The following is a 24,533-nucleotide window of genomic DNA, read 5'->3' as shown; positions in this document are numbered from 1 at the left end:
GCACCAGCGTCCTCAGAGCCCGAAAGGCACACACGCGATGAAACCCGTCGACCCGCGGCTGCTGCGGCACGCGCGTGCCGCCCGGCTCTTTCTCGCCGCCTCGGTGGCCCTGGGCACGATCGGCGCGGGGCTGCTCGTGGTCCAGGCCGCGGTCATCGCCGAGGTGGTGGTCGGCGCCTTCGAAGACGGCCGGGACCTGGGTTCTCTGCAAGGCCCTCTGCTCCTGCTGGCCGCCGTGTCGTTCGGGCGGGCCGCGGTCGCCTGGCTCACCGAGTCCGCCGCGCACCGCGCCTCGGCGGCCGTGAAGTCGCAGCTGCGCGGGCGGCTGCTGGAACACGCGACCGCGCTCGGACCGGACTTCGTGGCCGGGCAGCGCAGCGGTCAGCTCACCACACTCGCCACGCGTGGGGTGGACGCGCTCGACGACTACTTCGGGCGGTACGTGCCGCAGTTGGCGTTGTCGGTCGTGGTCCCGGTCGTCGTGCTGGCGAGGATCGTGACCGCGGACTGGCTCTCGGCGGCGATCATCGCGGCGACGCTGCCGCTGATCCCGCTGTTCATGGTGCTGATCGGACTGGCCACGCAGGCGCACACGGACCGTCAGTGGCGAACTCTGTCCCGGCTCTCGCACCACTTCCTGGACGTGGTGGCGGGCCTGCCGACGCTCAAGGTCTTCGGGCGGGCCAGGGCGCAGGCGGCAGCGATACGGCGGATCACCGACGAGTACCGCCGGGCGACCCTGCGCACCCTACGCATCGCGTTCGTCTCCTCCTTCGCCCTGGAACTGCTGTCCACGCTGTCCGTCGCACTCGTCGCGGTGAGCATCGGACTGCGGATGGTCGAGGGCGGACTCGACCTGTACACCGGTCTGCTGGTGCTGGTCCTGGCACCGGAGGCGTACGCCCCGATCCGGGCGGTGGGTGTCCACTACCACGCGAGTGTCGAAGGGCTCACCGCCGCCGGAAAGATCTTCGACGTCCTGGAGACCCCGCTCCCCCGGCGCGGCGACGCCGACGCACCCGACCTCTCCACCACCCCCATCACCGTCAACAACCTCACCGTGACCCACCCGGGCCGCCCCGCGCCCGCCGTCGAGAACCTGTCCTTCACGGTCCGCCCCGGCGAGACGGTCGCCCTGACCGGCCCCTCCGGCGCCGGCAAGACCAGCGTCCTGTCCGTCCTGCTCGGCTTCACCGCCCCAACGGCCGGAACCCTGACCGTCGGCGACCGGAACCTCACCGACATCGCCCCCGAGCTGTGGCACCGCAGGATCGCCTGGGTCCCGCAACACCCGCATCTCATCGCCGGCACCGTCGCCGACAACGTCCGGCTCGCCCGGCCCGAGGCCACCGACGCGGACGTACGCCGGGCCCTGCGCGACGCGAACGCCCTCGATCTCCCCGACGACCTCGCCCTCGGCGAGAACGGCACCGGCCTCTCCGCCGGCCAGCGCCAACGCGTCGCCCTCGCACGCGCCTTCCTCGCCGACCGCCCGCTCGTCCTCCTCGACGAACCGACCGCCCATCTCGACGCTGGCAACGAGTCCGCGATCGCCGACTCCGTCCGCCGCCTCGCCGCCACCCGCACGGTGATCCTCACCTCCCACCGCCCGGCGCTGACGGCCCTCGCGGACCGGTGCGTGGACCTCCGGGCCCCGGCCGCCGGCAAGGAGAGCACGGGTGAGTCAGCCGGGCCGGTGTCCGTGGGTCTCCCTGCCGAGACGTCGCAACAGCGGACGGAACCCAGCGCCCCGGGCCTCGTTCCCAACGGCTCCACGGGCTCCCCGCTGCGCCGACTTGTACGAATGACCGTCACCGGGGGCATACGCACTCGCCTCGCCCTGGCTGTCGTGCTCGGCGCACTCGCCCTCGGGTGTGCCGTCGCGCTCATGGGCACTTCGGGCTGGCTGATCTCGCGCGCCTCCCAGCAGCCGCCGGTGCTGCACCTGATGGTCGCGGTGACCTGCGTACGGGCCTTCGGCATCGGACGCAGCGTCCTGCGCTACGCCGAGCGGCTGGTGGCCCACGACGCCGTACTGCGCGGTCTCGGCACCCTGCGCACCGCCGTGTACGGACGTCTGGAGCGGCTGGCTCCGTCCGGACTGCGCCTGTACCGGAAGGGGGATCTGCTCTCCCGGTTCGTCACCGACGTCGACTCCGTGCAGGACCACCTCCTGCGCTTCCGCCTCCCGGCCGCGGCGGCGGCGCTGGTGGGAACGGCGGCCGCGGCCCTGCTGGGCGCGGTGCTGCCCGCCGCCGGAATCGTGCTCGCCACCGGACTGCTGCTCGCGGGCGTCGGCGTGCCCCTGCTGACCGCGACCACCTCTCGCCGTACCGAACGCCTCCAGGCACCGGCCCGCGGCGAGCTGGCGACCACCGTCCTGGACGCGTTGTCCGGTACCGCCGAGCTCACCGTGACCGGGGCACTGCCCCGGCAACTGGCCGCCGTTCGCTCCGCGGACCGCCGCCTGACCCGGATCGCCGCCCGCTCGGCCGCCACCGCGGGGCTCGGCTCCGGGCTCGTGGCGCTGCTCGCGGGGCTCACGACCACCGTCTGCGCGGCCGTGGGCGTCCAGGCGGTGGCCGCCGGCCGACTGGACGGGGTTCTGCTCGCGGTACTGATCCTCACCCCGCTCGCCGCCTTCGAGGCGGTCGCCGGACTCCCGGCCGCCGCCCAGGTACGGCAGCGCAGCCGGCGAGCCGCGGAACGGGTCGTCGACGTCATCGACGCTCCCGTCGCGGTCCGCGACCCCGAGCGCCCGGCCCCGCTCCCCCAGCCGTCTCTGCCCCTTCGACTGCACGGGCTGACCGCCGTCTGGCCCGGCGGCCGCGAACCAGCGCTCAGCGGCATCGACCTGGACCTCTCCCCCGGTCGCCGGATCGCGGTCGTCGGGCCGAGCGGCTCCGGCAAGACCACCCTCGCCCACGTCCTGCTCCGCTTCCTCGATCCGGCGGCGGGCACCTACACCCTCGCCGGGACCGACGCGACCCGCCTGGCCGGAGACGACGTACGACGTGTCGTGGGCCTGTGCGCCCAGGACGCGCACCTGTTCGACAGCACCCTCCGTGAGAACCTCCGTCTGGCCCGCCCCGAGTGCACCGACGCTGATCTGTGGACGGCGCTCGCCGTGGCCCGGCTCGACGCCTGGGTACGGGACCTGCCCGCCGGCCTCGACACCCCGGTCGGCGAGCACGGCGCCCGCCTCTCCGGAGGCCAGCGCCAACGCCTCGCCCTGGCCCGCGTGTTGCTCGCCGACTTCCCGGTCCTCGTACTCGACGAACCCGCCGAACACCTTGACCTGCCCACCGCCGACGCACTGACGACCGACCTCCTCACGGCCACGCGAGACCGCGCCACCGTGCTGATCACCCATCGGCTGGCGGGACTTGAGGACGTCGACGAGATAGTCGTCCTCGACCACGGCCGCGTGGTCCAGCGTGGCACCTGGGCCCAACTCATGGCCGTACCGGGCCCGTTGCGGCGGACGGCCGAGCGGGAGCAGGCAGCCGAACCCGCGCGAGCTGCCGCCTGAGCGCCTCCACCCTCCCGTCGAGGCCGACGCCAGTCCAAGGCACCGACGTCTCCTGTGCGTCGCCGCCACGCTGTTGGCACGTCCTCGGTGTCCGTGCCCTGAAAGACGGCAAGAGCGTCCACGCTCAGGTGCGCGCATCGACAAGGGCGCCGGGACTCCGACCTTGAAGTCGCGGTCCTCATCGAAGCCGACCTGGTCACTGAGACGACCGTGATCGTTGCGCTCGTGCACCAGCTCCGGGTCATCGGGGACGGCATCCCCGAGACCGAGCACGATTTCTCGGTGGACTACATCGTCACGCCCAACGAGGTGATCTCCTGCCCCAACCGCCGACGTCCGCGCGGCTTGGTCTGGGACGACCTGACGTCAGAGAAGATCGCCGCGATTCCGGTGCTGGCTGCGCGCCATCCGTTGTGGCTAGACTCCAACACCGAGAGCGCCCGACCTTCCCCCGTGGTCGGGCGCTCCATGTTGTTCATGCGCTCTTACTCTGCGAGTAGGGGTCACTCTCCTCCACGGGCGGCCCCGCCTGCTTCGGCGTGGCGACCAGCGTTTTCATGCGAGGCTCCTTGCGTAGACGCAGTACCGGGGGTCGGTGTCGTACGGGTCGGCACCACTCTGGGTGGGCCGCACGCCGAGCCGCCTCCACATTTCCGTGTGCTCCGGCTGGATATGGAATTCGAAGGGAAGCTGCTCTTCCACGAGGCGAGCGACCTGCCCCGGAAGCAGCTTGTCCTTGTCCGCCACCTCGACGTGCTTGACCCTGGTGATCACCGTGCCGAGGCGTCCGGCCTCGACCATGGTCTTGCGCTCCTCCTCAGTCAGGTCGTCGAGCTTGACGAAGTTGATCGCCAGGTCGGCATCCGTCTTCGACCCGACGATGGGTACGAGCCGGACGCGGTAGTCGTACTTAAGGTCTTCCAAGACGGCCGGGTCGATGGCTGCCTCGAACTTTGCCACGAGGTCGCGGGTCTGCTTTGGGAGTTTCCTCGCTGCCGCCTGGAGTTGCTCGCGCCCCTCGGCTGTGAGCGTCTGGAGGGAAATCGGGAAACGAAGCCGATCGGCGAGGCTGCACTTGGAGCCGAAGTGGTCCACCATCTCCTGCTCGTAGTTCATGACGAGCGCCTGCGCCTTGCCACCCGTGGCGATCTTCAGGTTGTGCTCGTACCGGTGTTCCACCTTGTTGCGGAGCGCCACGAAGAGCTCGGCGTTCAGGCGAACCGGGTCGGCGCTGTTGGGGTAGCGCTGCTTCAGGCACCACTCCAGATCCCACGCCTTCGGCTCTCCATCGCTCAGAACGTGCTTGCCGGAGGTGGAATCGACGTAGTGATAGTCGATCTTGACCTTATGGAACTCCGCATGAAGCAAGTAGTGCCACGCCTTGTGCATGTGCGTGAGGAAGTCGCAGTAGTTGCCACTTGAGCAGTTCCACTCGTCAACTGCCTTCAGGGCGTGGCGCTGCGACTCCATGAGGATGTGGTGCCAACGGGCGTATGCCATGTCGTGCGTCCTTCGCGTTCATAGGAAGGATCACACTTACGGCCACCTCGGGACAACCAGGATCCTCACGACTTGTCAGGGGAGACATGGGCATCATCGGGCACAAGATCATTTACCTGGACGTGTCGATCTCCAAGTGGACCTCTGCGCTTGGTGCAGCGGTCGTGCGGTAGGAGTCCATCCTCAGCCGGATGAGGGCGGTGAGCGAGGAGCCGTCGGTCCCGGCCGCGCCGGAAGCGGCCCTTGTCACACCGTGATACGGCGCCCGGTGACGACGAGGGAATCAATGCGCACCCACAGGTCGCGCTGCCTCCCGCGGAGGGTGTGCCATGCCTCCCGGTCAGAACGCCGTCAGACCCCGCTCCCGGAACTGCTCCCGGACCCGCCGGACCAGTTCGGGCCCCGGGCTCGGGGTGTCCCGAAGCGGGAAGGGCAGGCCGAGGGCGTCGTATTTCGCGGCGCCGAGTTTGTGGAACGGCAGAACCTCCACGCGGTCGACGTTGCCGAGGCCGGCCAAGAAGCGGGCGAGGCCGTCGACGGCTTCCGGGGCGTCGGTCCAGCCGGGGACCAGGACGTAGCGGATCCACATCCGGCTACCGAGACGGTCCAGGCGCGTGGCGAAGTTCAGGGTTGGCGCGAGTTCGCCGCCAGTCAGTTTCCGGTAGGCGCGGACGTCGAAGGACTTGATGTCCAGGAGGACCAGGTCGGTGTCGGCGAGGAGTTCGTCGGTGGCGCGGGCGCCCAGGAAGCCGGAGGTGTCGAGAGCGGTGTGCAGTCCGGCCTCCTTGCAGCGGCGCAGGACCGAGGCGGTGAAGGCGGGTTGGAGCAGCGGCTCGCCGCCCGTGAGGGTCACCCCTCCACCTGCGGTGTTGATGAAGGACCGGTACTTCTCGATCTCTGCCACCACCTCGTCGACCGTGGCCTCCCGCCCGTCGCGCATGTGCCAGGTGTCCGGATTGGCGCAGTACAGGCAGCGTAGTGGGCAGCCGTTGACGAAGAGCACGAACCGGGTCCCGGGACCGTCCACTCCCGTGGACAGGTCCCAGGAGTGGATCCGGCCCGTCACCGGCTTGGTCGTGGTGTTCACAGCGATCCGTGGAAGGTGCGGCTGATCACGTCGAGCTGCTGCTCGCGGGTCAGACGGACGAAGTTGACGGCGTACCCGGAGACCCGAATCGTCAACTCCGGGTACTTCTCCGGGTGTTCCATGGCGTCCTCCAGGGTCGCCCGGTCCAGGACATTCACGTTCATGTGGAAGCCGCCGGAAGCCATGTAGGCGTCGAGGATGCCGACCAGGTGGCCCGGCCGCTCGGCCGGGTTATGCCCCAGGCCCTCGGGGGTGATCGTCGTGGTCAGCGAGATGCCGTCGCGGGCCTCCTCGTACGGCAGCTTGGCCACCGAGAGAGCGGAGGCGGCCACTCCGTGCCGGTCGCGGCCGTTCATCGGGTTGGCGCCGGGTGCGAAGGGCTCTCCGGCGCGTCGGCCGTCGGGGGTGTTGCCGGTGTGCTTGCCGTACACCACGTTCGAGGTGATGGTCAGCACCGACTGGGTGTGCTCGGCGTTCCGGTAGGTGGGGTGGCGGCTGACCTTGGACATGAAGGACTTCACGAGGTCGACGGCGATGGAGTCGACACGGTCGTCGTTGTTGCCGTACGCGGGGAACTCGCCCTCGGTCTCGTAGTCGACGGCCAGGCCGGTGTCGTCCCGGATGACCTTCACGCGCGCGTGCTTGGCGGCGGAGAGGCTGTCGGCGGCCACCGACAGTCCGGCGATGCCGCAGGCCATGTAGCGGTACACCGGGTGGTTGTGCAGCGCCATCTCGATGCGCTCGTAGGCGTACTTGTCGTGCATGTAGTGAATGACGTTGAGCGTGTTGACGTACGTGGCCGCCAGCCAGTCCAGCATCCGGTCGTACGCGGCCGACAGCTCCCCGTACTCCAGGTACTCGCTGGTCAGCGGGGGCGCCTCGGGGGCGATCTGCTCACCGGTCACCTCGTCCCGGCCACCATTGATCGCGTACAGCAGGGCCTTGGCCAGGTTCACCCGCGCGCCGAAGAACTGCATCTGCCGGCCCACCGTCATCGCCGACACGCAGCAGGCGATCGCGGTGTCGTCGCCGGTCCGGGGCCGCATCAGCTCGTCGGACTCGTACTGCACGGCGCTGGTGTCGATGGACACCTGCGCGCAGAACTCCTTGAACCCGGACGGCAGCCCGGGCGACCAGAGCACGGTGAGGTTGGGCTCGGGTGCCGGGCCGAGGTTGTAGAGCGTCTGCAGGAAGCGGTAGGAGGTGCGGGTGACCAGCGTGCGCCCGTCGCCACCGATGCCTCCGATGGACTCCGTCACCCAGGTCGGGTCGCCGGAGAACAGCGCGTCGTACTCCGGGGTGCGCAGGAACCGTACGATCCGCAGCTTGATCACGAAGTCGTCGATCAGCTCCTGGGCCCGCGTCTCGTCGATCAGGCCCTCCTCCAGATCCCGCTGCACGTAGACGTCCAGGAACGTGGAGGTGCGGCCCAGCGACATCGCGGCGCCGTTCTGCTCCTTCACCGCGGCCAGGAAGCCGAGGTAGAGCCACTGCACGGCCTCGTGGGCGGTGGCGGCGGGGCGGGAGACGTCGCAGCCGTACGAGGCCGCCATCTCCGCCAGTTCCCCCAACGCCCGTATCTGCTCGGCCAGTTCCTCACGATCGCGGATGACATCCGGGCTGGAGGGCCGCGCGTCCAGCAAGGCGCGCTCGGCCCGCTTGGACTCGATGAGCCAGTCGGTGCCGTACAGCGCGACCCGCCGGTAGTCGCCGATGATCCGGCCGCGGCCGTAGGCGTCCGGCAGGCCGGTGATGATCCCGGCCTTGCGGGCGGCGCGCATCTCGGGGGTGTACGCGTCGAAGACGCCGTCGTTGTGGGTCTTGCGGTAGGTGCCGAAGACGCGGGTGACGAAGGGGTCGGCCTGGTAGCCGTACGCCTTCAGACTGCTCTCGACCATGCGCAGCCCGCCGTTGGGCATGATCGCCCGCCGCAGCGGGGCATCCGTCTGCAGGCCGACGATCAGTTCGCGGTCGCGGTCGATGAAGCCCGGCCGGTGCGAGGTGATCGTCGACGGGTTACTCGGGTCGACGTCAAAGATTCCCTTGCGCCGCTCCTCGGGGAAGTGCGCGCTGACCTTGCGCCAGACCGTGAGGGTGCGCTCGGTCGGACCGACCAGGAACGCCGAGTCACCCTCGTACGGCGTGTAGTTGGCCTGGATGAAGTCGCGTACGTCGATGCGGTCGCGCCAGCGTGTCCCGGCGAAGCCTCGCCATGCCTCGGCCCTTCGGCTGCCAGCTGTCACCGTTGTGGTCATCGCCGGGTGTCCTCTCCCTGTTCGCATGCGTGCGTCTCTCACTGCCAATACTTGTCTTCCGCCGTGCTTGCGGGCAGTGCCGGACAGGGCCTGCGAACGGTGCCGTCCGTCCCCGGGCCATGGGGCCGTTCGGCCCACCAGCCCCGCCCTGACGGACTTCAGCCGATGGACAGATCGGGGCGGACGAGCGTCCCCGACCTCCCGTGCACGATCTCGTACGCCGCGTCGAGGGCACCGATCGCGGCCAGGCCGCCGGTGCGCTCGACGAACCGGGCTGCGGCCTCGGTCTTGGGTCCCATCGAGCCGTCGGGGAAGCCGCCACGGCGCAGGTCGCCGGGGGTGGCGTCGAGGACGGGGTGCTGGTGCTGGGTGCCGTAGTCGGTGTAGACGTTCGGTACGTCGGTGAGGATGAGCAGGAAGTCGGCCTTGAGTTCCTCGGCTAGCAGGGCGGCGGTGAGGTCCTTGTCGACGACCGCCTCGACGCCGGTCAGCGCACCGGTGTCGTGGTCGGCGGTGACGGGGACGCCTCCGCCGCCGGCGCAGATGACCAGCGCGCCGCAGGTGAGCAGGTCGTGGATGGTCTCGGTCTCCACGATCCCCTCGGGCGAGGGGGAGGCGACGACCTGGTGCCACCCGGTGGCGTCCTTGGCGATGTGCCAGCCGCGCCTTCGCGCCAGGGAGCGGGCGACGTCCCGGGGGTACACGGGGCCGACGCGCTTCGTGGGCCGCGCGAGGGCCGGATCGTCGGCCCGTACCAGGGTGTGGGTGACCAGTGCGGCGATCTTGCGGCCGGGCAGCGTGTCGTGCAGGGCGCGGACCAGCAGCGAGCCGATCAGGCCCTCGGTCTGGGCGCCGAGCAGGTCCAGCGGACAGGGGGTGGTCAGGACCGGGTCGGCCGCGCTCTCCATGGCGAGCAGGCCGATCTGCGGCTCGTTGCCATGGGTGATGACGACCTCGTGTTCGAGGGCGAGGCCGGCGACGGCGGTGGCCACCCGGTCGATGTTCGCCTGCTGTACGGCCGCGTCGGGGCGATCACCCCGGCGCAGCAGGGCGTTGCCGCCGAGGGCGATGACGATGCGCACGGTTCAGTCCTCCAGGGTGGCGACCAGCACAGCCTTGATGGTGTGCAACCGGTTCTCCGCCTGGTCGAAGACGGTGTAGGTGGGCGGGGGCAAGACCTCATTGGTGACCTCCGGCCCGTCGAGGCCGTGCGTATCGAGCAGTTCCTGGTCCAGGCGGGTGCGGTGGTCGCGAGGCGCCGGCAGGAGCACCTTGGGAACCGGTTCAGGCATGCGGTACGACGGCGACGGGGCAGCCGACATGGTGCAGCGCCGCGTGCGTCACGGGGCCGATGTGCGTACCAAGGTGACCGTCGCGTGTGCGGCGCCCCACGACGACGAGGGAGGCTCCGGACGACGCGCGCACCAGTGCGGTGGCCGCCCTGCCTTCGGAGACGGTCTCGGTCACGGAGATCCCGGGGAACTTCTCGCACCACGGTCGCAGCGTCGCGACGACGGCGCGTTCCTGCGCCGCGAGAAACTCCGGCCCGGACCCTGTGACCGCGTGAAGGTCGGCGCCGTCGGCCGACGGAACGCTAAAGGCGTGGATCACGTGCAGTGCGGTGCCGTAGCGGCGGGCGGCCTCGAAGGCGAACTCGATCAGCTCGTCGCAGGGGCGCCGGGTGTCCAGCCCGAGAACGACGTCGCGGTACGGGGTCTCGGGGATCTCCTCCGGCGAGACACCGTCGGGTGCCGGAAGGTGTTCGTCGGCGGAGGTCTCGCCCGCGCGGACGAGCACCACGGGGCGCGGCGACCTGGCGACGACCCGCTGGGACACCGAGCCGACCAGGAAGCCCGCCACACCGCTGAGCCCGCGGGAGCCGAGCACCATCAGCTCCGCCTCCTCGGCCGCCGCGAGCAGGGCGTCGACCGCGGAGTCGGCCACCAGCTGGTCGACGATCTGCAGTCCGGGGTGCGCGGCGCGGACGCTGCCGACCGCTTGGTCCAGGGTCTGCTGGGCCCACTCGTGCTCACTCGTGCCCAGCGGTACGGAGGCGGCCGGGCGGGGATGCCACTTCCACGCGTGCACCAGCCTCAACGAGGCTCCGCGCCGCAGGGCTTCCCGGGCCGCCCAGTGCGCGGCCGCGAGACTCTCGGTGGAACCGTCGACTCCCGCGGTGACGTGCTGAAGCATGCTGCTGCCTCCTCCGTCCGAGCCTGTTGTGCATTTCTGATTCGAGCGTCGTGCACGAACGGTCTTGTACGCAGGGGCCGTACAGGCCCTTCACTGGGCCCGTTCGGCCCCACTCCTTCTGTGGCTCAGTGCCGGACCAGGGGCCGAACGGGTCGACGGGACGCCTCGGTCGTCCGCGTGGCCGTCGGCCGGCGCCGGATGCGGCGCCGCTGTGCCCGTAGCACCAGCGCGTCGAGCGCGGCGCTGAGCACGAAGGTGACCGCCATAGAGATCACCAGGAGGACGGCGAACAGCCTCCAGAACTCCGGGGTCAGTGACGTACCCACGATGAGCACCCCCCTTCCAGCGGGTTGTCTCTCGTCTTCATCGAACCGCCAGGCCCGTTCCGGCGCAGGGGGCCCAAGGGCCCTCACGGGGTACCGGGCGGCCCGGCCACGGGGCCGGATGGCCCATGGCCCAGGAGGGGGCACGGGCACACGCTGGACATGGCAGGTTCGTACGCCCTGATCGGAGGCACGTCATGAACGCTCCCGCCACGGCCGGCATGCTGCAGGCGCTGCCCGCCGAGCACCGCCACCGGCTGATGCGCTTCGCCCGGGAGGTGTCCTTCCCCCAGGGCACCCGCCTCTTCAACGAGGGAGGCCGCGCCGACCGGTTCTGGATCATCCGTACCGGCACCGTCGCCCTCGACATGCACGTGCCCGGCCGCCAGGCGGCCGTCATCGAGACCCTCGGCCACAACGAACTCATCGGCTGGTCCTGGCTGTTCGCCCCGCCCGCCTGGCACCTGGGCGCCGAGGCGACCAGCCCGGTGCGCGCCTACGAGTTCGACGCCACCGCGATCCGCTCAATGTGCAAGGACGACCCCGCGCTCGGCGCGAGCGTCGCCCAGTGGGTGGGCGACGTCCTCGCCCACCGCCTGCGCTCGGCCCGCACCCGACTGCTGGACCTGTACGCCCCCTACGGCAGCGGCAGCCTCCTGTGACCGCGCCGACGAACCGAAGCGGCATTGACCAAGGAGGCATCATGCACGGCAGCCCGCACATCGTGAGCGACGTCATGACCCACACGGTCACCGCCATCGGCCGCGAGGCCACCTTCAAGGAGATCGTGCAGATGATGCAGGACTGGAAGGTCAGCGCCCTGCCCGTCCTGGAGGGCGAAGGCCGCGTCGTCGGGGTCGTCTCCGAGGCCGACCTGCTGCCCAAGGAGGAGTTCCGCGACAGCGACCCCGACCGGGCCACCCAGCTGCGCCGCCTGTCCGACTTGGCGAAAGCCGGCGCGGTCACCGCCGGGGAGCTGATGACCTCTCCCGTCCTCACCGTCCAAGCCGACGCGACGCTCGCGCAGGCCGCGCGGATCATGGCTCACGCCAAGGTCAAACGGCTGCCCGTCGTCGACGACGTGGGCATGCTGCAGGGCATCGTCAGCCGCGCCGACCTGCTCAAGGTGTTCCTCCGCGACGACGAGGACATCGCGAAGGAGGTCCGCCGCGAGGTGGTCTCCCATCTCTTCCCCGCGTCGACGTCAGCCGCACGCGTGGCGGTGCGGGACGGGGTCGTGACGCTCAGCGGCCGCATCCGGGACACGTCCCTGGTGCCCGTGGCCGCACGCCTGATCCGGGCCGTCGAGGGCGTCGTGAACGTGGAGTTCGACCTCGCCGAGCACGGCGGTTCCTAGGGACGGACAGTTGTCGTCACGGACTGCCTGTCAGTCCGTCACTCAGCGGGGAACGAGAGGTCGACGTGACCGAGGAACGCCCCGTCACGGAACAGAGCCCGAATCCGAAGCAAGTGCGGGCCGCCGTCCTCGCCGCCCACCGCGAACGGCCCGGGTCAGGTGATCCCGCGAAATGAAGTCAGGCCATTCGGAACCGGATAGGGCCGTACGGCCCCTCCTGCGGCCACTGGCCTGGGCACCACGCTGGCATCTGCTCACGACAAGCCCCGCCGCCCCGTCGGCGTGGGGCGGGGAGGAGTTCCCGATGCGCTCTGCGGTTCTCGCTGTCCCGACCCTGGAGGACCTGGTCTCCGCGGCCGTGGCCGCCCCCTCGATCCACAACACACAGCCCTGGCGGTTCCGGCTGGACCCGGACACCGTCACGCTGGAGATCCGTGCCGCGGCGGACCGCGGGCTGCGCCGCATCGATCCGACCGGGCGCGCCCTGCACCTCTCCGTGGGCTGCGCGGTGCTCAACCTCCGGGTGGCGGTGGCTCACTTCGGCAGGGAGCCGGTGACCCGGCTGCTGCCCCGGCCCGACGAGCCGGACCTGCTCGCGACCGTGCGGCTCGGCGGCACCACCGCCTCCTCCACACCACACCTGTACGACGCGCTGTGGCGTCGGCGCAGCAGCCGCTTCCCGTACTCCGAGCGGCCGCTGCCCACCGCCGTCCTGGCCGAGCTCGCCGAGGCCGCCCACGCCGAAGGTGCCCTGTTGAGTCGTCCCGGCCCGACCGAGTCGGACCGCCTGCTGCAACTCACCCGCGAGGCTGAGCATCGCAACACGGCCGACCCCGACCGGGCCGCGGAGAGCCGCCGCTGGGTGCACGAACCGAACGACGCGGCCCTCGGTATGCCGCCCGCGACGCTGGGACCGCAGGACTTCCTGGACCGGATCCCCATGCGGGACTTCGGCGCCCACCGGCACCCGGCCGTGCTGGCCGCCCGCCCCTTCGAGACGCGGCCGACCCTCATGGTGCTTTCCACAGGGCACGACCGGCGGGCCGACTGGCTGCGCGCCGGCCAGGCACTCGAACGGGTCCTGCTGGTGGCCACCGCGCATGGCGTACGGGCATCCCTGCTGTACCAGGCACTGGAGTGGCCCGACCTGCGCGACCAACTCGGACAGGCCCCTGGCGACCGGCGCGTTCACGCCCAAATGGTGCTCCGCCTCGGATACGGGCCGAAGGGACCGCCTTCCCCGCGCAGGACAGCGGAACAGGCACTGGCCGAGGAACCACCGTCAGCCGCACGCTGAGCGCCGGAAGCGGTGCTTGTGTGACCCCCGTCATGGTGGCCCGCAGTGAGCACGCCGAGTCGGGAGGCCGAGGATGCGCCGCCACCGTGCGGGGGTCCGCGGAGGTCAGTACGGTGCTGCCCTGGCGTTCGACCCTGAGCGTCGTGTCTCCGTCAGGTCATCGAGCGGTGGAGGCAGCGTGGCCGGCAAGAACGCGGCGACACCGCAGCGCAAGACGTACGAGCGGGAACTGCTGTGCCTGCAGACGGAGTTGGTAAAGCTGCGGGAGTGGGTGCGCGCCGGGGGTGCCCGGCTGGTCGTCGTCTTCGAGGGCCGGGACGCGGCGGGCAAGGGCGGCACCATCAAGCGGTACGTCGAGCATCTGCCGGCCGCCGGGGAGATCGTGCTGTTCGACCGCTCCTGGTACAACCGGGCCGGGGTCGAGCACGTGATGGACTTCTGCACGAAGGAGGAGTACCAGCTCTTCCTGCGCCAGTGCCCGATCTTCGAGCGGATGCTGGTGGAGGACGGGATCCTACTGCGCAAGTACTGGTTCTCGGTGAGCGACACCGAGCAGCAGGAGCGCTTCCGGCGCCGGCTCGAGGATCCGCTGCGGCGCTGGAAGCTGTCGCCGATGGATCTGGAGTCGATCACCCGCTGGGAGGCGTACTCCCGGGCCAAGGACGAGATGCTGGTGCACACCGACATCTCCGAGGCACCCTGGCACGTCGTCGAGAGCGACGACAAGCGCCGGGCCCGGCTGAACATGATCGCCCACCTGCTCGACTCCGTGCCCTATCACGAGGTGCCGCCGCCGGTGCTCGAGCTGCCGGAGCGGCCTGCGTCGACCGGTTACGAGCGCCCGCCGCGCGATCTGCAGACCTACGTCCCCGACCACGCGGCGAATCTCTGAGCCGATCCTCGTATCAACTCCGCTGCGGTACGACCGCGACCGGGCAGTCGGAGTGGTGCAGCACCGTGTGGGCGACACGCCCGAGCTGGAGTCCGAAGGTCTGCTTCTGCCGCCTGGCCCCGACGACCATCAGATCGGCGGTGGCCGACGCATCGAGCAGCACCTTACGAGCGGGCCCCTCGGCAGTGCGCCGACGCACCTCCACGGACGGGTGCTCGGCGGCCACGTCGTTCAGCGCGGCCTCCAGCGTCTCGGCGGCCCGCTGTTCGTGCAGGTGGGCGGGCTCACCCGCGAGGAGGGGGTGGTCGGTGGTCTCGTGCGCGGGGCACCGCCAGGCCCGTACGGCCTCCAGCACGGCACCCCGCCGCTCCGCCTCCTCGAAGGCGAAACGCACGGCAGCAGAACCGTGCGCCTCCTCGCCGACACCGAGCAGGATCCGGCCGTGGGTCACGGGCTGTGCCTGCTTGTCGTGGCGGCCGCGCAGCACGATCACCGGGCAGGTGGCGTAGGCGGCCACGCTCAGGCTGACGGAACCGAGCAGCAGCTCGGCGATGCCGCCGCGCCCCCGGCTGCCCAGGACCAGTGCGGACGCGTGTCGTCCATCCCGCACCAGCGCGTACTCCGGCTCCTCCGCCAGTACCTCGGTGGACACCTTCAGGTCCGGTCGCCGGGTGCGCGCCCGCCGGGCGGCGCCGTCGACGATGCCGTTGGCCGGCACCAGCTCGGACGGTTTGCCGAGGTCCTCGGCCAGCGCGGCGCCTTCGTACCGCTGCCACAGCGAGGCGTGCACCAGCCGCAGCGGCACCTGGCGCAGGGCGGCCTCGTCCGCCGCCCAGTCAACGGCCCGCAGGCTCGGCTCGGAGCCGTCCACGCCCACGACCAGAGGGAGTTCCGTGGTGCCTCGGTGTACCTCGTTCATGGTGGCTTCTCCTCGAGAGCCTCGGGTGCGTCAGTCGTGCGCAACGACAGCGACGGGGGCGGTGGCATGGTGCAACACGGCGTGCGTGACCGGGCCGATGTGCGCGCCGAGCGGGCTGCGGCGGATCCGCCGGCCCACGACAACCAGGGATGCCTCCCGGGAGGCGTCGACCAGCTGGATGGCGGGATTGCCGGCGCGGGACTCCTCGACGACCTTGACGGCCGGGTACTTCTCCTTCCAGCGGTGCAGCACCTCGGCCAGTGCGACAGCGTCCTGCTTGCCCAGCACGGCGTTGAGCTCGGGGTCGGCGGGCAGTCCGTACGCGAAGTACGGAGGCAGGTTCCAGGCGTGGACAACCCGCAGGGGTGTGACACGGCGGGCGGCCGCCTCGAAGGCGAAGGCGAGGAGCGTGTCGTCGGGGCTGTCGGTGTCGAGCCCGAGGACGACGGGCCCGGACGGGTCCCCGGCGAACAGGGTTGCGGCCGGATCCATCGCATGCCCGTCCGCGGCCTGCTCCCCGGCCCGCACGAGAACCACCGGCTGCTCGACCTGCGCCACGACGGCCTGGCCCACGGAGCCGACGAGGAATCCGCCGATGCTGCTCATCCCGCGGGAGCCGAGGACCAGCAGCTCAGCGTCCTTCGCCGCCCGAGTCAGCACCTCGGCGGGCCGGCCGGGGACCTGGTCCGCGGTCACGTCCAGCCCGGGGTGACGCAGACGGAGCTCTTCGGTCGCCTCGCGCGGGATCTCCCCCCAGCCTTCGGACTCCGTCTCGGCACCGAGGAGCGACGCCAGAGCTATGGGCTCGGGGACCGCCTCCCAGACGTGGACCAGCTTGAGCGGAAGGAAGCGCCGCTTCGCCTCGCGGGCCGCCCACTCGGCGGCGGCACGGCTCTCGGCCGAGCCATCGAGACCTACGACAACACTGTGAACCATGGCTTCTGCCTCCTCAACGGGGATGTGATTCCAGCGTGGTGGTGCGGGGGTCGGTGGTGTAGGGGCCGCAGGTCCCCGACCGGGGCCGGTGGGCCCTGTAGGCCGGCAGGTGCGGGGTGGGGCAACGGCCCCCTTCTCAAGGCCCGTTGGGCAGCCGGGACTCGATCAGTCTCCCCGGACCGGCCGACGGTGCCCGTTGTGCCCTGCCTCGCCGTTGGGGTGCGGGCCGCTGAGGCGGAGTCAGTCCGCCTGCTCGGTCCCGACACTGAAGGTCATCGGTCACGGCCCGGGGCGGGACGAGTCACGGGGAACGCGGACGCACGCGGCGTGCGGTGACCGTCCGGGCCGTACCCGAACCGGATCAGCAACTGCGGGCAGCACCGACGCCCCGAACCGCCCGTCGCCGCCCGCAGGTCCGGCCACTCCATCGCCTGGTGCAGCATCGAGGTGCGCACCCCGTGCACGGTCGCTGTGAGCAGCACGTGCTCCAGGGCCTGGCCCGCCCGCAGCCAGTCCTCCCTCCCGTCGCGCAAAGTCCACAGCAGGGCCACCTGGGCATGGCGTTCGAAGCGCAGGACGGGCAGGTGCGGCGCGGGCAGCGAGCCGGTGAAGTCCCGCATCGGCATCCGCCCGGACGCATCCCGGGAGCCCAGGGCGGTCAGGGGAATGCCGTAGGGGGTGTCGGCCCGCGGGAGAGTGACCCAGGTGCGCGCCTCGGCGGTGCGGGCCGGCTGGCTGGCGTTGCGGGCCTCGGCCGCCTGGGTCAGGCGCAGCAGGCGTCTGGTCCCCATGATGTCGGGGACATCCAGGTGCGCGCCCTCGACCCGGGCGGCGCTGATCATCTCCGTCACGACCGGGTCCGGCACCGGGCGGCCGGTGAAGGGCATCCGGCTCGTGTGACGCCGCTCGACCGCCTCATACAGGTCGCGGAAGGACGGCGGCCCGTCGGCGGCGGGCACAGCCGTCAGTTGCATGGTGGCCAGCAGGTCGGGGTCGTCCGGGGCGGGCAGCAGTCGTACGACGGGATTCCAGCCCAGATGCGCCGCGGTCACGCGGAGGTTGAAGACGGCCGCGCCCACCGACAGGTGCTGGGCCCGCAGGTCCGGATCGATCATCGGCAGTGGCCGCCTACGGTCGGCGCGGACCTCGATCGACCGGCTGTCCGGGTCCAGGCCGAACCGCCAGGGCTGCGTGTTGTGGATCGACGGCGCGGCCACCGCCGCGGCCATCAGGGCCTGAACGGCCGTAGCGTCGATTTCCCGAGTCTGCATGACGCTCCTCCGCACGGTTCACCCCCGTACCGCCAACCCTCGGCCACCATCCCGCTCCGGAGGAGGGTTGACCGGCCCGTCATCGCGGGCCATGTGGCCTCATATGGCCCGCGGGACGACACGGATCGAGCCCGACGACGAGAGATACGTCCGCAAGGAGCCAAGAGCAGCCCTGGCACGCTGGGACCGGCCGTCGGGGATACCTCCAGGCGCGTCGTATCGGTGCCGATCCGGAGGAATGCCTGTCGTATGGAAGGTGGAAGTCCCTTTCATGCGTAGGCCCGGAGGATGTCATGTCGTTCACCGACGAAGAGATCGCCTACATGCGGTCGCAGCCGCTCGCCCGTGTCGCGACGCTGTCTCCCGACGGCCGGCAGCCCGATGTGGTCCCGCTCGCCTTCGAGTACGACGACACGTACTTCTGGGTCGGCGGGACCGGCTCGGCGGTCGCCGGAACCCGCAAGTTCCGCAACGTACGGGCAGGCCACCGCGAGGTGGCCCTCGTCATCGACGATCTGGTGTCCCTCGATCCGTTCATCGCACGGGGCGTACGTGTCTACGGACGCGCGGAAGAGCCGGTAGAGCGCGTGGGGATGGTCGGCCCGGGCCTCTATATGCGCATCACGCCGATGGTCTCCTGGAGCTGGAACATGGAGGGCCGCCCGGTGGGCAGGGAGTGGTACCCGTCGCGGCGGTCGGTCCACGAGGCCCCGCCTCGCGACTAGTTTCTGCCCGACGCAACAAGGGGCAGTCACATGCTCCGCCAGACAGGCCCCAGGCCGTATGCGAAGCCGTGCGCGGCCGGGGCGGCAGGTATCGCCAGGACGAGCGGGCGACGAGCGGACAGGGTTTCGTGGTCGGCGTGCGGTCGTAGCCGGGCTCGTCGGCTGGGGGCTCGGGTGATGTCCCTGCGCCGGGGCGACGGCCCGGCCGGTACCCAGCCGCACGGGCGGGAACGCGCCGCGCCGGCAGATCCGGCCCGCTCGTCCCCGCCGACCATCCCGATCATCAGGGCCGTACGCCACCGGGCAGCGGGCCACTCGGCCCTGCCGGCGCGGCCGCCTCGGCTGACACCGTGTCAACGGGCCGCACAAGGCCCCCCGTCCACCCCAGGGAGGTCCTCGCCATGCCCCGTACCGTGACCGTCGGACTGGACGGCTCGCCCGAAAGCCTGGCCGCAGCGGAGTGGGCCGCGCGCGAAGCGGAACTGCGGGGCCTCGCCCTGCACTTGGTGCACGCCTGGGACTGGCAGCCGTATGCCCAGCCGGTACCCGACGACGCGGCGCACCGGCACTGGGGCGAGCGAAGCGAGATGGGGGTCCCCCCGGCCGAAGTCCCCCAGCCTTCGGCCGGGGGTGCCCCCAGGGGGAGCGTCCTGCGCGAGGCGACCGAGCGGCTGCACGACCGGCACCCGGGTCTGGAGATCACATCGAAGCAGGTCCCGCAGCCGCCCGTGACCGCGCTGCTGGCGGCGGCCGGCGACGCCGACCCGCTGGTCATCGGCTCCCGGGGGCTGAGCGGCGTCACCGGATTCCTGGTCGGCTCGGTGGGGCTCGGCCTCGTTGCGCAGACCGAGCGGCCTGCCGTCCTCGTACGCTCCGGGGCACGCGCCGAGGACGAGCACCAGCCGGACGCCGACGGCCGCCCCTCGGCCGCCACGCCCTTCCGGGACGTCGTGCTGGGGCTCGATCACGAGCACCCCGACGACGCGGTCATCGCGTTCGCGTTCGAGGCCGCGGCCCGCCGCGCGGCGAGGCTGCGCGTGGTGCACGGCGCGAGCCTGCCGCCCTACTTTGCCTACGGGCTCGCCACTGATCCGGCGCTGGGCGGCGAACTGGCCCGCCAGGAGGAGAGCGCCGTCGAGGCGGTCCTAGCGCCGTGGCGCGAGAAGTTCCCCGGCGTGGAGGTCGTCGAACAGGCCGCAGTCGGGAATGCCGGCGGCCACCTGGTGGACGCCGCGGCCGACGCGTCCCTGGTCGTCGTCGGCCGACGCATCCGCCGCACCCCGCTCGGCCCCCGCATCGGGCCCGTCACCCACGCCGTACTGCATCACACCACGGCGCCGGTCGCGGTCGTCCCGCACCACTGACCGAGGAACCGGGTGATCGGACGAGCCGTCACCACGCACGGGGCCCTACAGGCCCCGGGCGTTTCGCCTCCCCGGTCCGCTCCGATCCGGCAGCGCAGCCCGTCCCCACCTGCGCACCCTGACCCGGCCAAGAGGCGAAAGGGACGGTCGGCCCGTGCCGTGACCCGAGTGGGCCCTGTACCGGAAGACTGTCCGGAGACAGGCTGACACCGACCGCCCGTACCGGATGGAGCCGCTCCTCGTAGGGCCGATGCCATGGTTGCCGTAGCCGCTTTGCTCTGTCTGCTGATTCTTGCCGGCGCGTTGTACGACACGGCCCGCCTGCTGACACCGGCCGAGAACCGGCGGCCGCCGCGGCGCCGGCTCCGAGACCGCCGCACCGCACTCGAGGCCGCCGAGCGGCGACTCGTGGGACAGCGGTTGCACGGCCGGATCGACCCGGCCACGTACCAGGCGAGGATGTGCTCCCTGGCCGACGGGCGGCACGCACCCCGAGCAGGACGTCAGGACTGACGCCGGGATACGTGGCAACCGCAAGCCCGGATTACCCGGCCTCGAGGACATCCCGGACGGGGCGGCGGGGCGTGGCGGGGCCCCGTGGGCCGTATCCGAGGCGCAGCACCATTTGCACGTGGCCCTTGCCCGCCACCGGGTCTCGGACCAGCGGCCACAGGTCGGAGGTCTCCAGCGGATGGGAGGTCAGTGACGTGGCCAGGTCGGCCAGGGTGGCCTCCAGCAGGACGCGTTCCAGCGCCTGGCCGGCGCGCAGCCAGTCGGCGGGGTGTCGCCGGGGGTGCTGAGCAGCGCCAGGTGCGGGGTGTGCTCGAAGGTGGTGGCGCCGCGGTCGGCCACTGGTCGGCGCCCGGCGAAGTCCCGTTGCGGAGCCTTGCCGTCGCGGCGGCGCGGACCGAAGGCGTACTCGGGGACGCCGAAGCCGTGCGCGATCCGCGCGAACGCGGTCCCGATCTTCCCGGTGCCCACCACCCCCGCGGTCCGCCCGTGCAGGTCGCGGCCGATCAGCCCGTCGAGCCGGAAGTCGAACTCGCGGGTGCGGTGCGCGGCCCGCACGACCCGCCGGTCGACGGCGAGCGCAAGCGCCCAGGCGAACTCGGCCACCGAGTACGGCGAGTAGAACGACACCCGCGCCACCGTCAGCCCCAACTCCTCGGCGGCCGTCAGGTCGATGTTGTTGTAGCCGGTGGCCCGCTGGGCGATCATTCTCGTGCCGCCCTTGGCCAGCGCGCGCAGCACGTCCGCGTCCAGGGTGTCGTTGACGCCGCTGAGCACCACCTCATGCCCCGCGGCGATGGGGGCGGTGTCCCGGTTCAAGAACAGCCCCAGACAGCGCAGTTCATGCGCGGCGCCGAACTCCCGGTCGAACGCATCCCGCAGCAGCGGCTGTTCGTCCGCGAGGACGCCATACGCGACGATCTCCATGTGCTCTCCTCCCACAGGGACTTGCTGGCAGCATGCCGAAGAGCCACCCGGAAGGCTGCCCCGGCACCGGAGGACGGACGCGTTGCCGCAGTAAGGAGGCCACGATCGTGGCCGCGGCGCTCACCCTGCTCGCTGAGCAGGGCTACACCCGGATGTCCCTGGGCCAGTGGCCCAGGCCGCCGGGGTCAGCAAGGCCACCATCCACCTCCGCTTCAAGACCAAGATGCTGACCATTGGTTGTGCGTCGTGTACCCATCAGGGCCGTTCAGGCGACGTTTCGGACCGGGCCGTTCGCGCTCAGGTCCGACTCACGGCGTTAGGTCCACCCCGTACAGCGTGTGGCCACCGACGAGCTCGCGCCCGGTCACCAGCTCCGGACGGATGCGGACGAAGACCTCTTCGGGTGAGGGCACCCAGGAGATCGGGCCAACCCGGGCCAGCCGTTTCTGCTCGCCGGGGTCGGTCACGACCGTGGCCCGGCCGGTGACGACGACGCTCCAGCCGGCGTTCCTCGCCGCGTCGACCTCGTCCGCCTCGAAAGCGACCACCGCCCCGTCTACCGCGCGGGCCAGCTCCGAGGCGGCCGAGGTGCGCAGCAGCACCGTGCCGTCGCCATCGAGACAGAAATTGACGGGCAGCACCGCGGGCAGGGCGTGTCGTGTGTGCACGATGCGGCCGACCGGCGCCTTCGCCAGCAGACGGAGGCACTCCTGCGGGTCGAGTTCACGGAATCCGTCGTTGGGGTACATGGCCAGTCCGTCTTTCGCCGGGTACCGCGATGTGCGGTTTCAGACCATCCTCGGCCGAAGGACAGCGCGGGGTGAGGGACCATCGGTCCTGGCCGTGCCGGAAAACAGCCCCAGTCCCACCGGGATCCGGCGGCGGACGGCAAGCGACCCGATACGCACCCACAGGTCACAGCGACTGTTCCTTGAGCCCACGTGCGGGTTCAGGGTTGTTGCCCGGCAGGTCCAGCCGGTCCGGCCGGTCCAGCCGGTCCAGCCGGTCCAGCCGCGGGGTCGATCGGCCCTTCCTCGTCTCGCCTCGCCCTGTTGTCTCAGACCATGTCCGACATCGACACCAGGTCCGTGCCTCACCACACAGACCGCACCACCGGTGAAGCAACCTACGTGGAGCTGCGCGGCGAGATCGACATCTTCACTGCGCCACCTCTCGCGGCCCGGCTGGAGGCTCTGACCGCCGGCCCGCACCCCGATCTGGTGCTGGACCTGCGCTCGATGGCCTTCATCGACTGCGCCGGTCTGGGGGCTTTGCCGGGCTCGGAACCGAGTCGTGGCCCGGCACGGCCGGTTGCGGCTGGTCACCGACAGCGTCCGCTTCCGGCGGATCCTTCGCGCCGTGGGCCTGGCAGGTGTCTTCGAGCTGCACCCCAGTATGGGCGCGCCCCTGGCCCGTACGCCCGGAACCGGCGATGTCCCCGCCCACGCGGGCTGATACCAGGGCCGGCGGTCCACTGCCCGGGCCGCTGTGCCGTCCTCGTCTGAGCGTGTGTATGGCGAGCGGCTGTCTCTGAGTCCGGGCGGACCGTGGTCAAGTCCGGTCGGACCGTAAAGCGGTGACCATCGGCCCAGTGACGGCGGTCGCGGCGTAGGAAACCGTGGGTGACGTGAGTCCGATCGACGGGCGAGGACGAGGAGCTGTGTGATGGCGAAGGCGTATCTGGTGGGCAGCGGCATCGCGGCGCTGTCCGCGGCCACGTTCCTGATCCGCGACGGCGGTTTCCAGGGTTCGGACATCCACCTCTTCGAAGGGCAGCGGAACATCGGCGGCAGCATGGACGCGGGCGGCACGGCGAACACCGGCTACACCATGCGTGGCGGGCGGATGTTCGAGGCCGAATACCGCTGCACGTACGACCTGCTGTCCGGCATCCCCACCCTCGACGACCCGTCGGTGTCGGTGACGCAGGAGATCCTGGCCGGGCACGAGGAGTTCGCCTGGGACGACATCGCACGCCTCGTCGACGGCGACGGGAAGATCGTCGACACGCGCTCGATGGGCTTCTCCGAACACGACCGCCTGGACCTGGTGCGCTGCCTGGCCGCTCCCGAGGGACACCTGGACGGCAGCCGCATCACGGACTGCTTCGGCGAGCACTTCTTCACCACGAACTTCTGGTACCTGTGGTGCACCACATTCGCCTTCCAGCCCTGGCACAGCGCCATCGAGTTCCGCCGCTACCTCAGGCGCTTCATCCACCTCCTCCCCGCGTTCGCCTCCCTGTCCGGCATCCACCGCACCCGCTACAACCAGTACGACTCCATCGTGCGGCCCCTGACCGCCTGGCTGCGCGAACGCGGCGTCACCGTCCACACCGGCTGCCACGTCACCGACCTCGGGCTCGCGCCGGGACGCCGGAGCACCACGGTCACCACCATCTACCTCTCCCGGTCCGGCCACGACGAGAAGATCGCCGTGTCACCCGAGGACCTGATCCTGGTCACCAACGGCTCCATGACGGACGCCTCCAGCCTCGGCTCGCACACCGCCGCGCCCCCGCCGGCTCCCCACCGCTCGGACGCCTGGCTGCTTTGGCACCGCCTGGCCAGGGGACGTGACGACTTCGGTAACCCGGACGCCTTCGACAAGCACGTCAAGGAGTCCCGCTTCGAGTCGTTCACCGTCAGCGCCAAGGACCCGGCCTTCCTCGACGCCCTGGAGAAGTTCAGCGGCCGCGAGACCGGCCGGGGCGGCCTGATGACCTTCACCGACTCCAACTGGCTGCTCACCCTCGTCGCCAACCGCCAGCCCGTCTACCGCGATCAGCCCGAGGGCGTCTCCGTCTGGTGGGGCTACGGCCTGCACCCCGGCCGAGCCGGCAACCACACCCCCAAGCCGATGACGATGTGCTCCGGCCGGGAGATCCTCGAAGAGGTCCTGCACCACCTGCCGTTCGACGAGCCGACAGCAGCCCGGGTCCTGCAGACCTCCACCGTCGTGCCCTGCCTGATGCCGTACGTCACCAGCCAGTTCCTGTCCCGCCGCCGCGACGACCGGCCCAAGGTCGTACCCGAGGGATCGGTCAACCTCGCCTTCATCGGCCAGTTCGCGGACGTGCCGGACGACGTCGTCTTCACCGTCGAGTACTCCGTACGCACCGCCTGGACAGCCGTGGCCCAACTCCTCGACCTCGACAAGCACCCGCCGGCGGTCTACAAGGGCCACCACGACCCCCACGTCCTGGCCGCCGCGCTGGAAACCATGCACCGCCGGTAACCGCGTGGGGCGATCGACCGACGTATTCGGGTGGCGTCGGGCCCTTAACGCCGCATGTGAGCGCCTCGAGCGCCTCCGCCGGACGGTCGGGGTAGCCGACGCGGCGGCAACTCGTCGCGCAGGTGCGGGAGCCGGTGCCAGGGTCGGTCGTGGCAACTGTCGCCTGCCACGCCGCCTCACCGTGCCCGCAGAGTGGCTTGGTAACCGA

At 71.0% G+C, this 24,533-nt stretch carries 20 protein-coding genes and 4 pseudogenes; 12 read left to right on the top strand and 12 right to left on the bottom strand.

All coding sequences use genetic code 11. The annotated features are described in order from the left end of the window. Positions 1-37 precede the first annotated feature (37 nt). Both cydD and G6048_RS49140 read left to right on the top strand, forming a co-directional pair. Positions 38-3,532: a thiol reductant ABC exporter subunit CydD gene (gene cydD / locus G6048_RS01575; RefSeq protein WP_165337579.1), complete on the top strand. Its 3,495-nt coding sequence runs from the start codon at positions 38-40 to the stop codon at positions 3,530-3,532. 121 nt (positions 3,533-3,653) lie between these two features. After that, positions 3,654-3,937: pseudogene (locus G6048_RS49140) on the top strand (5-formyltetrahydrofolate cyclo-ligase); the annotation flags it as partial. A gap of 150 nt (positions 3,938-4,087) precedes the next feature. Here the strand turns inward: G6048_RS49140 and G6048_RS01565 are convergent. From G6048_RS01565 to G6048_RS01535, 7 genes and pseudogenes are all read right to left on the bottom strand, one after another. Continuing rightward, positions 4,088-5,032 carry a DUF3644 domain-containing protein gene (locus tag G6048_RS01565; RefSeq protein ID WP_235989409.1) on the bottom strand — a complete coding sequence of 315 codons (945 nt, stop codon included), beginning with the start codon at positions 5,030-5,032 and terminating at the stop codon, positions 4,088-4,090. A 340-nt stretch (positions 5,033-5,372) separates the two neighbouring features. Next, a complete protein-coding gene (gene pflA, locus G6048_RS01560; protein ID WP_165337578.1) occupies positions 5,373-6,119 on the bottom strand; it encodes a pyruvate formate-lyase-activating protein in 747 nt (248 codons plus the stop codon). Further along, entirely contained in the window at positions 6,116-8,374 is a 2,259-nt protein-coding gene (gene pflB / locus G6048_RS01555) for a formate C-acetyltransferase (RefSeq protein WP_165337577.1), read from the bottom strand. Before pflB ends, pflA begins: the two co-directional genes overlap by 4 nt. Before the next feature lie 158 nt (positions 8,375-8,532). Then, a complete protein-coding gene (locus G6048_RS01550; protein WP_165337576.1) occupies positions 8,533-9,456 on the bottom strand; it encodes a carbamate kinase in 924 nt (307 codons plus the stop codon). 3 nt (positions 9,457-9,459) lie between these two features. Then, positions 9,460-9,639: pseudogene (locus tag G6048_RS01545) on the bottom strand (ornithine carbamoyltransferase); the annotation flags it as partial. 19 nt (positions 9,640-9,658) lie between these two features. Continuing rightward, on the bottom strand, positions 9,659-10,567 hold the full coding sequence (locus G6048_RS01540; RefSeq protein ID WP_165337574.1) for a universal stress protein: 909 nt from the start codon (positions 10,565-10,567) through the stop codon (positions 9,659-9,661). Positions 10,568-10,692: 125 nt separating this feature from the next. Beyond that, positions 10,693-10,893, bottom strand: a complete 201-nt coding sequence (locus G6048_RS01535; RefSeq protein WP_165337573.1) for a hypothetical protein — start codon at positions 10,891-10,893, stop codon at positions 10,693-10,695. 194 nt (positions 10,894-11,087) lie between these two features. On the opposite strand from G6048_RS01535, the gene G6048_RS01530 reads away from it, so the two are divergent. The 4 genes from G6048_RS01530 (at position 11,088) to G6048_RS01515 (ending at position 14,436) form a co-directional block, all read left to right on the top strand. Further along, positions 11,088-11,552, top strand: coding sequence for a Crp/Fnr family transcriptional regulator (locus tag G6048_RS01530; protein ID WP_165337572.1), 465 nt, complete (start codon positions 11,088-11,090; stop codon positions 11,550-11,552). A 41-nt stretch (positions 11,553-11,593) separates the two neighbouring features. Further along, a complete protein-coding gene (locus tag G6048_RS01525; RefSeq protein ID WP_165337571.1) occupies positions 11,594-12,247 on the top strand; it encodes a CBS domain-containing protein in 654 nt (217 codons plus the stop codon). A gap of 304 nt (positions 12,248-12,551) precedes the next feature. Beyond that, complete coding sequence (locus G6048_RS01520; protein WP_206341027.1) at positions 12,552-13,544, top strand: Acg family FMN-binding oxidoreductase; 993 nt, start codon at positions 12,552-12,554, stop codon at positions 13,542-13,544. Between the two features lie 178 nt (positions 13,545-13,722). Beyond that, positions 13,723-14,436 carry a polyphosphate kinase 2 family protein gene (locus tag G6048_RS01515; protein ID WP_165337570.1) on the top strand — a complete coding sequence of 238 codons (714 nt, stop codon included), beginning with the start codon at positions 13,723-13,725 and terminating at the stop codon, positions 14,434-14,436. A gap of 13 nt (positions 14,437-14,449) precedes the next feature. Here the strand turns inward: G6048_RS01515 and G6048_RS01510 are convergent, their stop codons facing one another. From G6048_RS01510 to G6048_RS01500, 3 genes are all read right to left on the bottom strand, one after another. Then, positions 14,450-15,355: a universal stress protein gene (locus G6048_RS01510; protein WP_165337569.1), complete on the bottom strand. Its 906-nt coding sequence runs from the start codon at positions 15,353-15,355 to the stop codon at positions 14,450-14,452. Between the two features lie 30 nt (positions 15,356-15,385). Then, the gene (locus G6048_RS01505; RefSeq protein WP_165337568.1) at positions 15,386-16,291 is read right to left on the bottom strand and encodes a universal stress protein; all 906 of its coding nucleotides are present in this window, start codon (positions 16,289-16,291) and stop codon (positions 15,386-15,388) included. A gap of 272 nt (positions 16,292-16,563) precedes the next feature. Next, positions 16,564-17,562, bottom strand: coding sequence for an Acg family FMN-binding oxidoreductase (locus tag G6048_RS01500; protein ID WP_165337567.1), 999 nt, complete (start codon positions 17,560-17,562; stop codon positions 16,564-16,566). A gap of 293 nt (positions 17,563-17,855) precedes the next feature. On the opposite strand from G6048_RS01500, the gene G6048_RS01495 reads away from it, so the two are divergent. From G6048_RS01495 to G6048_RS01485, 3 genes are all read left to right on the top strand, one after another. Beyond that, positions 17,856-18,287: a PPOX class F420-dependent oxidoreductase gene (locus G6048_RS01495; RefSeq protein WP_165337566.1), complete on the top strand. Its 432-nt coding sequence runs from the start codon at positions 17,856-17,858 to the stop codon at positions 18,285-18,287. Positions 18,288-18,688: 401 nt separating this feature from the next. After that, positions 18,689-19,651 carry a universal stress protein gene (locus G6048_RS01490; protein WP_165337565.1) on the top strand — a complete coding sequence of 321 codons (963 nt, stop codon included), beginning with the start codon at positions 18,689-18,691 and terminating at the stop codon, positions 19,649-19,651. A 255-nt stretch (positions 19,652-19,906) separates the two neighbouring features. After that, positions 19,907-20,164: a hypothetical protein gene (locus tag G6048_RS01485; RefSeq protein ID WP_165337564.1), complete on the top strand. Its 258-nt coding sequence runs from the start codon at positions 19,907-19,909 to the stop codon at positions 20,162-20,164. Between the two features lie 31 nt (positions 20,165-20,195). Here G6048_RS01485 and G6048_RS49135 read toward each other — a convergent pair. Together G6048_RS49135 and G6048_RS01475 are read right to left on the bottom strand one after the other, a co-directional pair. Further along, positions 20,196-21,088, bottom strand: a pseudogene (locus G6048_RS49135) (NAD(P)-dependent oxidoreductase). Positions 21,089-21,396: 308 nt separating this feature from the next. After that, complete coding sequence (locus G6048_RS01475) at positions 21,397-21,837, bottom strand: pyridoxamine 5'-phosphate oxidase family protein (protein ID WP_165337563.1); 441 nt, start codon at positions 21,835-21,837, stop codon at positions 21,397-21,399. Between the two features lie 315 nt (positions 21,838-22,152). Between G6048_RS01475 and G6048_RS51740 the strand changes: the two are divergent. From G6048_RS51740 to G6048_RS01465, 3 genes and pseudogenes are all read left to right on the top strand, one after another. Continuing rightward, a pseudogene (locus G6048_RS51740) lies at positions 22,153-22,302 on the top strand (STAS domain-containing protein); the annotation flags it as partial. 79 nt (positions 22,303-22,381) lie between these two features. Beyond that, a complete protein-coding gene (locus G6048_RS51735; protein WP_408056109.1) occupies positions 22,382-22,543 on the top strand; it encodes a hypothetical protein in 162 nt (53 codons plus the stop codon). Positions 22,544-22,753: 210 nt separating this feature from the next. After that, positions 22,754-24,325: an oleate hydratase gene (locus tag G6048_RS01465; RefSeq protein ID WP_165337562.1), complete on the top strand. Its 1,572-nt coding sequence runs from the start codon at positions 22,754-22,756 to the stop codon at positions 24,323-24,325. The last annotated feature ends 208 nt before the right edge of the window (positions 24,326-24,533 follow it).

Source organism: Streptomyces ureilyticus (assembly GCF_011045025.1).
GTDB classification, from domain to species: domain Bacteria; phylum Actinomycetota; class Actinomycetes; order Streptomycetales; family Streptomycetaceae; genus Streptomyces; species Streptomyces ureilyticus.
This window is presented reverse-complemented; position numbering and strand designations above follow the sequence as displayed.

Coding starts and splice junctions, on each gene's coding strand:
- cydD (WP_165337579.1), top strand. CDS start 38: ATGAAACCCGTCGACCCGCGGCTGCTGCGGCACGCGCGTGCCGCCCGG.
- G6048_RS01565 (WP_235989409.1), bottom strand. CDS start 5,032: ATGGCATACGCCCGTTGGCACCACATCCTCATGGAGTCGCAGCGCCAC.
- pflB (WP_165337577.1), bottom strand. CDS start 8,374: ATGACCACAACGGTGACAGCTGGCAGCCGAAGGGCCGAGGCATGGCGA.
- G6048_RS01540 (WP_165337574.1), bottom strand. CDS start 10,567: ATGCTTCAGCACGTCACCGCGGGAGTCGACGGTTCCACCGAGAGTCTC.
- G6048_RS01530 (WP_165337572.1), top strand. CDS start 11,088: ATGAACGCTCCCGCCACGGCCGGCATGCTGCAGGCGCTGCCCGCCGAG.
- G6048_RS01525 (WP_165337571.1), top strand. CDS start 11,594: ATGCACGGCAGCCCGCACATCGTGAGCGACGTCATGACCCACACGGTC.
- G6048_RS01520 (WP_206341027.1), top strand. CDS start 12,552: ATGCGCTCTGCGGTTCTCGCTGTCCCGACCCTGGAGGACCTGGTCTCC.
- G6048_RS01510 (WP_165337569.1), bottom strand. CDS start 15,355: ATGAACGAGGTACACCGAGGCACCACGGAACTCCCTCTGGTCGTGGGC.
- G6048_RS01505 (WP_165337568.1), bottom strand. CDS start 16,291: ATGGTTCACAGTGTTGTCGTAGGTCTCGATGGCTCGGCCGAGAGCCGT.
- G6048_RS01500 (WP_165337567.1), bottom strand. CDS start 17,562: ATGCAGACTCGGGAAATCGACGCTACGGCCGTTCAGGCCCTGATGGCC.
- G6048_RS01495 (WP_165337566.1), top strand. CDS start 17,856: ATGTCGTTCACCGACGAAGAGATCGCCTACATGCGGTCGCAGCCGCTC.
- G6048_RS01490 (WP_165337565.1), top strand. CDS start 18,689: ATGCCCCGTACCGTGACCGTCGGACTGGACGGCTCGCCCGAAAGCCTG.
- G6048_RS01485 (WP_165337564.1), top strand. CDS start 19,907: ATGGTTGCCGTAGCCGCTTTGCTCTGTCTGCTGATTCTTGCCGGCGCG.
- G6048_RS01475 (WP_165337563.1), bottom strand. CDS start 21,837: ATGTACCCCAACGACGGATTCCGTGAACTCGACCCGCAGGAGTGCCTC.
- G6048_RS01465 (WP_165337562.1), top strand. CDS start 22,754: ATGGCGAAGGCGTATCTGGTGGGCAGCGGCATCGCGGCGCTGTCCGCG.